Genomic DNA, 12,923 nt, shown 5'->3' on the forward strand with positions numbered 1-12,923 from the left:
CTCTGGGGGTCGGTGATCCGCGAGCTCGAGACCGCCCAGGAGCTGACCCGCGACAACACCGGGCTCACCCTGTACTTCTGCGTCAACTACGGCGGTCGGGCCGAGATCGGCGACGCCGTGCGCCGCATCTCCGAGGACGTCGCCCGCGGCCGCCTCCGCGCGTCGGCGGTCGACGAGCGCACCGTGGCCCGCTACCTGCCCGAGCCCGACATGCCCGACGTCGACCTCTTCGTCCGCTCCTCCGGCGAGCAGCGCACGAGCAACTTCCTCCTCTGGCAGAGCGCCTACGCCGAGATGGTGTTCCAGGACCGGCTGTGGCCCGACTACGACCGCCGCGACCTCTGGGCCGCCATCGGGACCTACGCCGACCGCGAGCGGCGCTACGGCGGGGCCGTCGACGCCGCCGGCCCCGCCCGCTGACGTCGCGCCCTCAGCGGGCCGCGCAGTCGGCGCAGAGGCCGTCGATCTCCAGGGTGTGCCGGACCTCGCTGAAGCCGTGCTCGGCGGCGACGGCGTCGGCCCACCGCTCCACGGCGTCGCCGGTGACCTCGACGGTGTGCCCGCACACGCGGCACACGACGTGGTGGTGGTGCTGGGCGGTGGCGCAGGCGCGGTAGACCGACTCGCCGTCGCCGGTGCGGATGACGTCGACCTCGCCGTCGGTGGCCATGGCCTGGAGGTTGCGGTAGACCGTGGCCAGGCCCACCCGGGTGCCGGACGCGGTGAGCGAGGCGTGGATGTCCTGGGCGGAGCGGAACTCCGCCGCGCCGGCCAGCTCGTCCGCGAGCGCCGCCCGCTGCCGGGTCGGCCGCCTCGTGCCCTGGTCGGTCATCGCCGCTCCACCTCCGCGCGCTCGCCGTGCTCGTCGTAGTGGCCCTCGTGCGCCGCGTGCCGGTGCCCGTCGTGCAGGTAGTCGAGATGGTCGCCGTGCTCGAGCGCGGGGTGGCCGCAGTCCCGGCCGTGCTCGTGGTCGTGCCGCTCGGCGTGGGCGTGGGCGGCCCGTCGCACCCGGCGCCGGACCGCCGCCGCGGCGCTCACGAGCAGGAAGACGGCGATGGTGACGAGGACGATCGTCCCGCCGGACGGGGTCTCGGCCTCGTAGGAGATCAGGACGCCGCCGACGCTGGACAGCACCCCGACGAGCACCGCCCAGCGCACGCTGGCGGCGAAGCTGCGGGCCACGAGCTGCGCCGTCGCGTTGGGGACGATCATCAGCGCGCTGATGAGCAGCAGCCCGACGACCCGCATGGACACCACGACGGTGACGGCGGTGAGGACGGCGAGCACGAGGTTGTAGGCCATCACCGGCATGCCGGCGGACCGGGCGTACTCCTCGTCGTTGGCGACGGCGAAGAACCGGGGGCGCAGGACGAGGGTGGTGACGAGGACGACGACGGCGAGGGTGGCGAGGACGACGAGGTCGCCGCTGCTCGTCGTGAGGATGGCGCCGAAGAGGTAGGCGGTGAGGTTGGCCGGGCTGCCGGCGCTCGAGCGGGCGATGAGGACGACGCCGAGGGCGATGCCGCCGTAGAACATCACGGCGAGGGCGACGTCGCCGCTCGTGCGACCCGACGCGCGGATGAGCTCGATGGCGACGCCGGCGGCCACCGCGGCGACGAGGGCGGTGAGCACCGGCTGGGTGCCCGTGAGGATGCCGACGGCGACGCCGGCGAGCGCGACGTGGCCCATGCCGTCGCCGATGAGGGACATCCGGCGCTGGACGAGGAAGGTGCCGACCAGCGGTGCGGCCAGCCCGGCCAGCAGCGCGGCGACGAGCGCCTGACGCATGAAGTCGAGCGCGAGCAGGTCAGCCACGGGGCACCACCCGGCCCGGGTCGAGCGGGCCGTCGCCGAGCCCGCGCGGGACGGCGGGCCCGGTGTGGTCCTCGTGGTCGTGGTGGTGGCCGGACCCGGGGTCGTGGGCGCCGGCGACGACGTGGGCCCGGTAGGCGTCCGGAGCACCGTCGAAGTCGACGTGCCCGGAGTCCAGGCAGACGATGCGGGTGACGACGTCCTCCAGGGCGTCGAGCTCGTGGGTGACGACGAGCATCGAGGTGCCGCCCGCCGCGAGCGTCGCGAGCACCCCGGCCAGGGCGTGCTGGCTCGCCCGGTCGACGCCGGCGGTGGGCTCGTCCATGACGAGCAGGTCGGGCCGGCCGGCCAGGGCACGGGCGATGAGGACCCGGCGCTGCTGACCGCCGGAGAGGGCGGCGACCTCCTCCTCGGCGCGGTCGCCGAGCCCCACGGCCTCGATGGCGCCGGCGACGACGTCCCGGTCGGCCGCTCCCGCGGGGCGCCACCACGGCCGGTGCGGCAGACGCCCGACCGCGACGATCTCGGTGACGGTGGCGCGCACCGACGCCGACAGCGAGTGCCGCTGCGGCACGTAGCCGATCCGGGTGTGCTCACGGAACTGCTCGCGCGGCGTCCCGAGGAGGCGGACCTCGCCGCCGAGGTGCTCGGTGAGCCCGAGCAGCCCGCGCACGAGCGTCGTCTTCCCCGAGCCGTTGGGGCCGAGGAGCGCGACGACCTCGCCGTGCCGGACCGTGAGGTCGACACCGGAGACGACGGGACGGTCCTCGTAGCCGAAGGACGCGCCGTGCAGCTCGACGAGCGGGGCGTCGGAGGGGGCGGCGGGAGCAGGCGCCGCGGACCCGGTCACCGGCACCCCTGGCCGGCCTTCAGGGTCGCGAGGTTGCTCCGCATCACCTCAAGGTAGTCGCTGCCCTGCGAGGCGTCCGTGATCCCCTCGAGCGGGTCCAGGACGGCCGTGCGCGCCCCGGTCTCGCGGGCCAGGGTGTCGGCCAGGGCGGGGGAGACGAGGGTCTCGGTGTAGATCGTCCGCACGTCGTGCTCGCGCACGTAGGCGGCGAGGTCGCGCAGGGTGGCGGCGTCCGGCTCGACGTCCGGGGAGATCCCGGCGATGCCCTGCTGGTGCAGGCCGTACCGCTCGGCGAGGTAGCCGAACGCGGCGTGGCTCGTGACGAGGTCGGTGCTCGCGCAGTCCGCCAGGCCGGTCCGGTACTCCGTGTCGAGGGTGCCGAGGGTCCGGACGGTCGCGGCGGCCCGCGAGCGGTAGCCCTCGGCGTGGGCGGGATCGACGTCCGCGAACCGCTCGCCGAGGGCCGTGACGACCTGCTCCAGCCGCACCGGGTCGAGCCAGAAGTGCGGGTCCTCGCCCTCCTCGTGCTTGTGCTCCTCGTGTCCCTCCTCGTCCGCCGCCTCGAGGTCGAGGTCGGCCTCGGGCGTGACGTCGACACCGGCGTCCGGGGTCTCGTTCGCGACGGCGTCGTCGACGGCGGGCTGGAACCCCCGGAGGTAGACGACGAGGTCGGAGCGGGTCATCGCGACGACGTCCTTGGGGGTGAGCTCGAGGTCGTGCGGCTCGGCGCCGGGCTTGGTCAGCGAGGTGACGGCGACGTCCGGGCCGCCCACCTGGCGGGCCGCCCACTCCAGCGGGTAGAACGCGGCGCTGACCCGCAGCGAGGCGTCCCCGCCCGGGTCGGCGGCCGACCCGCCGCAGCCGGTGAGGGCGAGGGCGGCGGCGAGGGCCAGGACGGTACGGGCGCGGGTCGTCATGACAACGATTCTCATCAATAATGAGAACCGTTGTCAAACGGAGGGGTGGCGAGCGGTCAGTGGGGGAAGATCCGGGTGACCGTGACGGCGGCGACGAGGGCGATGACGGCTCCGCGCATGAGCCGCTCGACGGCCCCGAGACGCGGCCAGGCGAGCGCGAGGATCCAGCCGAGCAGCAGGACGACGACGACGAGCAGCAGCCAGCCGGGCGGCGGGAGCAGGACGCCGCCGACGACGAGCGCGAGGACGACGAGGAAGGGCACGAGGCGCGGCAGCCCGGACAGCCACGTCATCGCGGGCAGGCTGGCGCGCTCGAAGGACTCACGGAGGCTCGACACCGGCCCAGCGTACGGAGCGCGCCCGCCGGATACCGTGCCGGGATGGCTCCCCGCCCGTCCCGGCTCGACACCGTCGTCGACCTGGCCACGCGCCGCGGCTTCGTCCTCCCCTCCGGCGGCGTCCACGGGGGAGCGGGCTCGGGCTGGGACCACGGCCCCCTCGGCGTCGAGCTCAAGGAGAACATCAGGCGGCAGTGGTGGAGGGCCGTGGTCACCGCGCGCGAGGACGTCGTCGGCCTGGACACCTCGGTGGTCCTGCCCCGCGCCACCCCGCTCGACGCGGTCGAGGACGGCTCCGAGCCGCCCCACCTGCGACCCGAGCTGGCGCAGGGCGCCTTCGCCGCCTTCCCCACCGTCGCGCGGGTCGCCCGCCGGACGCCGCCCTTCGGCATCGCGCAGACGGGCCGGACCTTCCGCGCCGGGACCACGCCGGACGAGGTCCTGCCCACCCGCGAGCCCGAGCAGATGGCGGTGGAGTTCTTCGTCGAGCCCGGCGAGGTCGAGGACTGGCACCGGCACTGGGTCCACGAGCGCACCCGCTGGTACACCGACCTCGGCCTCCGTCGCGAGAACCTGCGGCACGTCGAGCCCCGGCGGGACGGGCTCCCGGACCCCCCGGGGCGGAGGGTCGACATCGAGTACCGCGTCGAGGGCGCCGGCGGCGGGTGGGACGTCCTCGAGGGCATCGGCGACCGCGCCGACGCCGAGCTGGCCTATCTGGACCCGGCGTCGGGGAGGTCCTTCACGCCCGCCGTCATCGAGGCGGCGGCCGACCTGTCGCGCGTCCTCGTCGCCGTCCTCGTCGACGCCCACGGCCAGGACGAGGCGCCGAACACCAAGGGCGGGGTCGACCGGCGGACCGTGCTGCGGCTCGACCCGCGCCTGGCCCCGGTCAAGGCCGCCGTCCTGCCGCTGTCGCGCAACGCCGACCTCTCGCCCAAGGCCCGCGACCTCGCGGCCACGCTGCGGCGGCACTGGAACATCGAGGTCGACGACGCCGGCGCCATCGGCCGGCGCTACCGGCGCCAGGACGAGATCGGCACGCCGTTCTGCGTCACCGTCGACTTCGACACCCTCGACGACGGTGCCGTCACCGTCCGCGAGCGCGACGCGATGCGCCAGGTGCGGATCGGGTTCGACGCCGTCGAGGGCTACCTGGCGCAGCGGCTCGCCGGCTGCTGACCGCGATCGGCGGGTGCCCCCGGACGGGGCGGCTCCGGCGGGTCAGACGCCGTGGGCCTCCCACACCTCGAGCGCCTCGTGCGGCCGGTCGGCGGCGTCCAGGGCCCGGGTCAGCGCCTCGGCCGCCGCCACCCGCTCCGGGAGGCGGCCGGCGGCGCGCAGCCGCGGGAGGACCGCCCGCAGCAGGGGCTCGGCCTCCTCGAGCCGTCCGGCGTCGGCGAGGACGGCGCCGCGCTCGGCCTGCAGGACGACCTCGTGGCCGCCGCCGACGAGGGACTCGGCGCGCAGCAGCCGCTCGACCGCCTCGTCGGTGCGGCCGGCGGCGGCGAGCAGGTGCGCGCCCTGCCGCAGGACGTCCGGCTCGTGCACCTCGGGGTCGAAGGCGTCGTCGTGGTCCTCCTCCGGCGCGTCGGGAAGACCGGCCGCGAAGCGGGCGGTCTCGGCGAGGGCGGCGTCGAGGTCGGCGAGCCCGGCGTCGAGGTCCCCGGTGCTCGCGCGCACGCCGGCGCGGGCACACAGCGCCCCGAGGAGGACGTCGACCGCGGCCCCGGCCCGGGCGGCCCGGACGGCTGCGTCGAGGTGCTCGGCGGCCTCGGTCGCCTCGCCGTACTCGGCCGCGGCCAGCCCGGCGCGCAGGTGCGCGTGGCTCGCCTCCCGGGGTCGGCCCGTCGCCGTGAACGCGGACGCCGCGACGGCGAAGGCGCGCCGCGCGGTGGCGTGGGCGCCGAGCCCGAGGACGGCGTTGCCGAGCGCCCAGCCGGCCGGCCCGGCGAGGGCGGGGACGTGACGCCGGACGACCGGGAGCGCAGCCTCCAGCAGCTCGGCGGCCTCCACCGGGCGTCCGGTCTCGAGCCAGGCGAGCCCGAGGTGGCGCTGGGCGACGGCGAGCGCGACGGGGTCGCGGACGCGGGCCGCGGTGGCCAGGGCGTCGGCGGCCCGGGCCTCCAGCCGGGCCCAGTCCTGCCGCTCGACGAGGAGGTCGCAGTAGGAGAACAGCGCCTGCACGCGGGTGCCGTCGGCGCTGCCCGCGGCGGCGACGGCGGACTCGTGGAGGGCGACGGCCGCCTCGGTGTCGCCGGCCGCCCGGGCCATCCGCGCGCGGACGTCGAGGGCCTGGGCGCGCACGACGGGGTGGTCGCCGGCGACGGACTCGGCCTCCTCGACGAGCGCGGCGACGGCCCGCGCACCGCGCGCGGGCACGAGCGGTGCCGCGTCGAGCAGGCAGAGCGCCCGGCGCGCGGCGAGCCCGGCGGCGCCGTACAGGTCGGCGGCGTGCCGCAGGTGCTCGGGCGCGTCGGACGGGCGGGTGGTCACGGCGTACCAGCGGCGGACGGCGGCGGCGGTCTCGGGCCAGCCCCGGGCCTCGGCGTCCTCGGCCAGGGCCGTGGCGGCCTCCCGTGCGGCCGTCACCTGCGAGGACGCGCGCCGGTGGGTCGTCAGGGCGGTGCGCACGGCGAGGACGGCGAGGTCGGCCCGGACGTGGGCGGCCTCCTCGGCGTCGTCCCCGCGCTCGGTCGCCGCGGCGGCCTCCTCGAGCCGGGACCGCTCCGCCCCGAGGTCGCGGAGCAGGTACGCACCGGCGCGGTCCAGCGACCCGGCGGCGGTGTGCTCCGCCGGCGTGGTGAGCAGCGGCCGCACGTCGGCCCGGGCGGCCTCCCAGCCCCGGAGCGCGGTCTCGACGCCGGGCTCCAGCGATCGGCGGGCCTGGCGGACCCTGGCGGCCAGCGCGAGCACCTCGGCCGCGGTCCGTGGCCGGGGGGCCGACGGGCCGGGGTCGGCGGCGACCCCCGGCAGCCGCACCGGGGGCAGGGTGGGGTCGGCGGCGACGAGGGTGTCGTCGTGGGCGTCCGCGAGGTCCTCCCGGGCCGCCCGCGACCCGCCCCGGGCGTCGAAGGCGCCGGCCAGCCCCGTGGCCAGGCCGGCGAGCTCGTCCACCAGGTCCGCGGCGGGACGGCCGTCGACCTCGTCGGGCACCAGGCCGAGGCGCCGCCCGTGGCGCAGCACCCAGGCGGCGGTGCCGGCGAACCACATCCGGTCCGCGGCGGTGCGCAGCCCGCCCCGCCAGCCGAGCCGGGGGAGCAGGAGGTCGACGGCGCGGTCGGTGTTGCCGATCCGCACGAGCACCCGCAGGCAGCGGGCGACCGACCGCGCGGCGAGGGGGTCGTCGGCGATGGCCAGCCAGCAGCCGCGGAAGGAGCCGACGGCGCCGTCGAGGTCCCCGAGCCGCGAGCGCAGGTCGGCGTCGACGGCGAGGGAGAAGCGGGGCTCGTCGGCGCAGGCGAGCGCGCCCGACACCACCGGGCCGAGCAGGTCCAGCGCGGCCTGCGGGTCGCGGCGGGCCAGCACGAGGGCCCGCTCGCGCTCGGCGCAGGCCGGGCACTCGACCTGGGCCTGCGGGTCGGCGAGCAGCCAGCGGGCCAGGCTCTCGTCGACGCCGACGTCGTCGCCCCGGGCGGCGGCCAGCCGGGCCCGGGCCCCGTGGACGACACCGGGGTCGCAGTCCTGCGCCCGCACGAGGTGGTCCAGGTCCTCGACGAGGGACTCCCACGCCTCGAGGGGGACCTCGGGGCAGGCCTCGACCTCGTCCAGGGCCGCGGCCACCCGGCCCAGCACGTCGAGCCGCTCACCGCGGTCCAGGGCGTCGCCGTCCTCGAGAGCGGCCCGCAGCCAGCCGACCTGCTCCAGCAGGCGCGGCGCGTCCCCCGACTCGGCGAGCGCGTCGGCCAGGTCGCAGCGGGCGACGTACTCCTCGGCGGCGTCGCCGTGGGCGAGCGCGAGAGCGAGCTCGTCCTCCCGGGCCCGCAGGCGCTGCGGGGCGGTGGGGCTGCGGTCGGCGCGCGCGCACGCGTCCTCGAACTCGGCCGACACCAGGTCCCACCGGGTCACGGCCGGCCCGCCCCCGCGGGGGCGGGCGGACGAGGCCCCGGTCCCCGTGCGCCCTCGGCCCTCGCGTGCATCCGTCGATGCAACCAGACTTCCGGCGCGGGGCCCAGCCGGGCGCGCCCGCCGGGGCGGCCCGGGTGCGACGATGACCGCCAGGAGGTGGCCGATGACGGGCGAGGGCGCCGGGCCGGTCGACGACGAGGCCGACTTCGTCGACTTCGCCGCCGCCTGCCAGGGCTCGGCGCTGCGTGCGGCCACCCTCGTCACCGGGGACGGGACGCTCGGCCGCGAGGTCGCGCTGGACGCGCTGCGGGGGATCGCGGCGGACTGGGGCGCCGCGCGGGACGAGGGGCCGGAGCGGCGGCTGCGCTCGGCCGTGCTGCGGCGCGCGGTCGTCGTCGCCACCGACCACGACGACCCGGTCGGGCCCGTTCGTCTCAGCGACGAGGGGGACGAGGACGACGACGCCGTGGACGAGCCCGAGGTCCGGCGGGCGGCCGTGCGCGCCGCCCTGGCCGGCCTGCCGCCCCGGACCCGCGCGGTCGCCGTGTCGCGGTGGCTCGAGGACCGCACGGACGGCGAGACCGCGGACCACCTCGGGGTCGAGGCGGCTGTCGTGGCCGCCGACGTCGACGCCGCGCGGCGGGCCCTGGCGCGAGCGGACGACCGGGCCGGGCCGCTCCCGCCGGAAGACGACCGCGCCCGGGACCTGCTGACGCTCGTCGCCGACGAGGTGCCCGAGGCCGACCTGGCCCGTCCGGCGTGGGACGCGGCCGTGGCCCGGCGGCGCACGGTGCGGCGCCGGGCCGCGCTCGCCGGTGGGGTGCTCGTCCTCGGCGGCGCCGCGGGGCTCGTCGCGGCCGACCGCGGGACGCGGCGCGGCCCCGCACCGGCGCCGTCGCGGTCCGCGGCCCCGCTGGCCGGCGTACGGGTCCAGGGGGCCGAGGTCCTCTACGGCCCCGAGCCCGACGACGAGGAGTCGCTGCCGCCCTACCCGGACGCGGCCGAGCTCGGGCTGCGGGCGCGCCTCGGACCCGGCGCCGACACGCCCCTGGAGCAGCTGCCGTCCTCCGGCTCCTCCGCCCCGGTGGCCGCGGTCTTCCTCCTGCGCACCGGCAACGACGAGTACAAGCCGGCCGTGCTGCTCCCTGCCCGGTCGCCGCGTCCGCTCGTCGTCCCCATGGCCCCGCTGCGGCCCGTCGACGTCCCCGCGAACGGGCGCGGCGTGCCCGTCGGGCCGGACACCATCGAGCGGGACCGCCACCGCCTCGTCTTCGTCCAGCCCGACGGCCTCGTCGTCCTCGAGGTCCGCTCCACCCGCACCCGCCGCATCCCGATGCCCGGGGCACGCCCGGAGCGCGCCGGGTGGGCGGCCGACGGCCGGACCGTCGTCGTGACCGGGTCGTCCCGCTCCTGGCAGGTCGACTCGCGCACCGGCGTCGTCCGGCCCACCGTCGTGCCCGTCGGGCCCGGCTGGGCGGACATCGACCTCGCCTCCGGGACCCCGGTGGTCCGCGGGTTCTCCCCGCGCGGCGAGATCGTCGGCGTCCGCTCGCTGGACGGCCCGGAGACGGAGGTGTCGGGGTTCTCCGCGTCCTCGCCCGACGGCTGGGCCTGCCGCCTCGTGCGGCTCGGGGCTCCGGAGGTGCTCGGCGGCCGCACCGAGGGGCTGCTCGCGGCGCGGCGCGGCGGCGGGGACACCCGGGTGCTCGCGGCGTCGACGGCGCCCGGCGTCATGCCCGGGGCCTACCGGCCGCTCGCCTGGGGGCCGCAGGCCACGGTGGTCTTCGAGTCGCGCTCGGCCGGGCCGACCGGGCGTCCGGTGCTGCGCGTCCTCGCCTGGGACCTCGCGGCCTCGCGCCTCTACCTCGTGGGGACGCTGGACACACCCGCGTACCCGGCGCCCGGCTTCTCCGACGACCCGTTCACCGGCGTCTGGACCCTCTGAGCCCCTCGGCGGGCCGTCCTCAGCCGGGGTCGGCGCCGGTGGCGACGGGTCGCCCGGGGTCGGCGACCCACGCGCTCCACGACCCGACGTACGGGACGGCGTCGATGCCGGCCGTGCGCAGGGCCAGCGCCATCTGGGCCGCTGTGACCCCCGAGCCGCACGACGTGCCGACCGGGGTGTCGCGGTGGACGCCGACCTGCGCCGCCCGCCGCCGGATCTCGCCGGGCGGGAGGAAGGTGCCGTCGTCCGCGAGCAGGTCGGTCATCGGCAGGTTGACCGCGCCCGGCACGTGCCCGGCCACGGGGTCGATGGGCTCGGTCTCACCGCGGTAGCGCTCGGCGGCGCGGACGTCGAGCAGCACGCCGCCGCGCGCCATCCGGGCCGCGGCCTCGGTGTCGAGCACCGGCACCGACCCGCCGCGGACGACGACGTCGCCCGGCTCGGGCTCGGGGACCTCCGCCGTCACCGGGAGGCCGGCGCGCTCCCAGGCGGCGAGGCCGCCGTCGAGCACCCGCACCGCGGGATGGCCGGCCCAGCGCAGCACCCACCACGCGCGCCCGGCGGACAGCGAGGTGCGCTGGTCGTACACGACGACCGTGTCGTCCTCGCGGACCCCGCAGCCGCGCAGCGCCTCCTGGAGCACCGCAGGGTCCGGCAGCGGGTGCCGCCCGCCGGGCCCCGGCGGGCCGGCGAGGGCGGTGTCGAGGTCGAGGAAGGGGGCGCCGGGCAGGTGCGCCCGGGCGTACAGCTCGCGGCCGGGCGTCCCGGTCATCGCGTACTGGACGTCGAGGACGCGCACCTCGTCGCGCTCCAGGGCGGCGTGCAGGTCGGCGGCGGTGACGAGCGCGTCCATCCCGCCAGTCAACCACCGGGAGGTCATCGGCGAGGATGTCGACGTGCTCCCCGTCCGGGTCGTCCTCGTCCACGGCTCCCAGGTCAACCGGGCCGTCTGGACCCGCTACGCCGCCCTGCTCGGGCCCGACGTCGAGGTCGTCGCGCCGGACCTGCCCGCGCACGGCGCGCGGCGTGGTGAGACGTTCTCCTGGGAGGGTGCGCTCGCCACCGTCGACGCGGCGGTCGGACCGGACGACGGCGTGCCCGTCGTGCTCGCCGGGCACAGCCTCGGGGGGTACGTCGTCCTCGCCTGGGCCGCGCGCCACCCACGGCGCCTCGCCGGGCTCGCGCTGCTCGGCGCCTCCGGGGTCCCCACCGGTCCCGGGGCCCTGCTCTACCGGGTGCTGGCGCGGGTCGAGCACCGGCTCGGGGCCGACCGGATGGCGCGGGGGCTGGACCGGGAGTTCGCCGCGCTGCTGCCGCCGGCCCTCGCCGCCGCGGTGCAGGAGGCGGGCTACGGCTTCGACGGCATCCCCGCCGCCTGGTCGGCCGTCATGGCCCACTGCCGGCCCGAGATGCTCGCCGAGGTCACCGCGCCGGTCCTCCTCGTCAACGGCCAGTTCGACCAGCTGCGGGTCGACGTGCCGCGCTACGTCCGGGCCGCCCGGTCCGCGCCGTGGGTGCGGGTCGTCTCGGTGCCGCGTGGGCTGCACGTCTTCCCGCTCACCCACCCGCGCGAGACCGCCGCCGCCCTCTGGGAGCTGCTCGTCCACGTCCGGCGCTGAGCGGGCCCGCCGCGATTCCGCGATCCGGCGGCCGCTGCGCGACAATGGACGCCGCCATGACCACGACCGCCGAGACCACGACCGTCACCGGACCCAGCCCGGTGCTGCCGCCGCTGCGGCTGGGACGGCACGTCGTCGAGTCCCCGGTCGTCCTCGCCCCGATGGCCGGCATCACCAACCGCGCCTTCCGGCGGCTGTGCCGCGAGTACGGCTCGGCGGGTGCGGCCGCGGGTGGGGCGTCCGGCGCGAGCAGCCTGTACGTCGCCGAGATGGTCACCTCGCGGGCGCTCGTCGAGCGGAACGCGGAGACGATGCGGCTCATCTCGCACGACCCCGGCGAGTCGCCGCGGTCGGTGCAGCTGTACTCGGTCGACCCGGTCACGGCCGGCCTGGCCGCGACGATCCTCGCCGCCGAGGACCGCGCCGACCACATCGACCTCAACTTCGGCTGCCCGGTCCCCAAGGTCACCCGCAAGGGCGGGGGAGCGGCGCTGCCCTGGAAGACCGACCTCTTCCGCGCCATCGTCCGGGCCGTCGTGCGCGCCGCGGCCCCGCACGACGTCCCGGTGACGGTGAAGATGCGCATCGGCATCGACGCCGACCACGTCACCTACCTCGACGCCGGGCGGATCGCCGAGGCCGAGGGCGTCGCCGCCGTCGCCCTGCACGGGCGCACCGCCGCCCAGGCCTACTCGGGGCAGGCCGACTGGGAGGCGGTGGCCCGGCTCAAGGAGGCCGTGACCTCGGTGCCGGTCCTCGGCAACGGCGACATCTGGTCCGCGGAGGACGCGCTGGAGATGGTCCGGCGCACCGGCTGCGACGGCGTCGTCGTCGGGCGTGGCTGCCTCGGCCGGCCGTGGCTGTTCACCGACCTCGCCGCGGCGTTCGCGGGGTCGTCCGAGCGGGTGCGGCCCGGGCTGCGCGAGGTCGCGTCGGTGCTGCGACGGCACGCGGAGTACCTCGTCGACTTCTACGACGGCGACGAGCAGCGCGGCTGTCGCGACATCCGCAAGCACGTCGCCTGGTACCTCAAGGGCTTCCCGGCCGGCTCGACGGTCCGCCACCGGCTGGCGCTCGTCGACTCGCTGGACGCCGTCGACCGCCTGCTCGAGGGGCTCGACCTCGACGCGCCGTGGCCCGGCGACCCCGCCGAGGGCCCGCGCGGCCGGGCCGGGTCGCCGCGCACCGTCGCGCTGCCCGAGAACTGGCTGCGTGGCCGCGAGCTCGACGAGGAGCAGGCCGCCTCGGTCGCCCGCGCCGAGCTGTCCGTGTCCGGCGGCTGACGTCGGCCCGTCCGCGGCGTGTGCCCGCGTCGGCGGTGGGGGGGGGGGGGGGGAATGAACCCCACCCACCCCCCCCCGGAGAAAAACCCCC

General features: G+C 77.7%; 12 protein-coding genes. 5 read left to right on the top strand and 7 right to left on the bottom strand.

Annotation, left to right across the window (positions count from 1 at the left end):
- On the top strand, nucleotides 1–420 hold a 420-nt coding region (gene uppS, locus EPD83_RS10165), incomplete at its 5' end, for a polyprenyl diphosphate synthase (RefSeq protein ID WP_165566551.1).
- A 10-nt stretch (nucleotides 421–430) separates the two neighbouring features.
- On the opposite strand, the gene EPD83_RS10170 is transcribed toward uppS, so the two are convergent.
- From EPD83_RS10170 to EPD83_RS20975, 5 genes are read right to left on the bottom strand one after another with little or no spacing between them, the layout of a single operon-like run.
- A complete protein-coding gene (locus tag EPD83_RS10170) occupies nucleotides 431–832 on the bottom strand; it encodes a Fur family transcriptional regulator (RefSeq protein WP_165566552.1) in 402 nt (133 codons plus the stop codon).
- A complete protein-coding gene (locus EPD83_RS10175) occupies nucleotides 829–1,815 on the bottom strand; it encodes a metal ABC transporter permease (RefSeq protein ID WP_128367861.1) in 987 nt (328 codons plus the stop codon). Before EPD83_RS10175 ends, EPD83_RS10170 begins: the two co-directional genes overlap by 4 nt.
- Complete coding sequence (locus EPD83_RS10180; RefSeq protein WP_128367862.1) at nucleotides 1,808–2,662, bottom strand: metal ABC transporter ATP-binding protein; 855 nt, start codon at nucleotides 2,660–2,662, stop codon at nucleotides 1,808–1,810. The genes EPD83_RS10175 and EPD83_RS10180 overlap by 8 nt, the downstream gene beginning before the upstream one ends.
- Nucleotides 2,659–3,579: a metal ABC transporter substrate-binding protein gene (locus EPD83_RS10185; RefSeq protein WP_128367863.1), complete on the bottom strand. Its 921-nt coding sequence runs from the start codon at nucleotides 3,577–3,579 to the stop codon at nucleotides 2,659–2,661. Before EPD83_RS10185 ends, EPD83_RS10180 begins: the two co-directional genes overlap by 4 nt.
- A 56-nt stretch (nucleotides 3,580–3,635) precedes the next feature.
- Nucleotides 3,636–4,070, bottom strand: coding sequence for a DUF6703 family protein (locus EPD83_RS20975; RefSeq protein WP_322095782.1), 435 nt, complete (start codon nucleotides 4,068–4,070; stop codon nucleotides 3,636–3,638).
- On the opposite strand from EPD83_RS20975, the gene EPD83_RS10195 reads away from it, so the two are divergent.
- Nucleotides 3,960–5,099, top strand: a complete 1,140-nt coding sequence (locus EPD83_RS10195) for a His/Gly/Thr/Pro-type tRNA ligase C-terminal domain-containing protein (RefSeq protein WP_128367485.1) — start codon at nucleotides 3,960–3,962, stop codon at nucleotides 5,097–5,099. The two genes, EPD83_RS20975 and EPD83_RS10195, sit on opposite strands and share 111 nt — an antisense overlap.
- Nucleotides 5,100–5,141: 42 nt before the next feature.
- Here EPD83_RS10195 and EPD83_RS20865 read toward each other — a convergent pair whose 3' ends face one another.
- Nucleotides 5,142–7,985 (bottom strand): hypothetical protein, encoded by a 2,844-nt coding sequence (locus tag EPD83_RS20865; RefSeq protein WP_164896567.1) that lies wholly within the window; start codon nucleotides 7,983–7,985, stop codon nucleotides 5,142–5,144.
- Nucleotides 7,986–8,148: 163 nt separating this feature from the next.
- Between EPD83_RS20865 and EPD83_RS10205 the strand changes: the two genes are divergently transcribed.
- Entirely contained in the window at nucleotides 8,149–9,930 is a 1,782-nt protein-coding gene (locus EPD83_RS10205; protein ID WP_165566553.1) for a SigE family RNA polymerase sigma factor, read from the top strand.
- A gap of 19 nt (nucleotides 9,931–9,949) precedes the next feature.
- Here the strand turns inward: EPD83_RS10205 and EPD83_RS10210 are convergent, their stop codons facing one another.
- Nucleotides 9,950–10,783 carry a sulfurtransferase gene (locus tag EPD83_RS10210; protein ID WP_128368645.1) on the bottom strand — a complete coding sequence of 278 codons (834 nt, stop codon included), beginning with the start codon at nucleotides 10,781–10,783 and terminating at the stop codon, nucleotides 9,950–9,952.
- A 43-nt stretch (nucleotides 10,784–10,826) separates the two neighbouring features.
- Between EPD83_RS10210 and EPD83_RS10215 the strand changes: the two genes are divergently transcribed.
- Together EPD83_RS10215 and dusB are read left to right on the top strand one after the other, a co-directional pair.
- Nucleotides 10,827–11,549 (top strand): alpha/beta fold hydrolase, encoded by a 723-nt coding sequence (locus EPD83_RS10215; RefSeq protein ID WP_165566554.1) that lies wholly within the window; start codon nucleotides 10,827–10,829, stop codon nucleotides 11,547–11,549.
- 56 nt (nucleotides 11,550–11,605) lie between these two features.
- A complete protein-coding gene (dusB, locus tag EPD83_RS10220; RefSeq protein WP_165566555.1) occupies nucleotides 11,606–12,832 on the top strand; it encodes a tRNA dihydrouridine synthase DusB in 1,227 nt (408 codons plus the stop codon).
- Nucleotides 12,833–12,923 lie beyond the last annotated feature (91 nt).

The organism is Phycicoccus flavus (assembly GCF_004025965.2).
GTDB lineage: Bacteria > Actinomycetota > Actinomycetes > Actinomycetales > Dermatophilaceae > Phycicoccus > Phycicoccus flavus.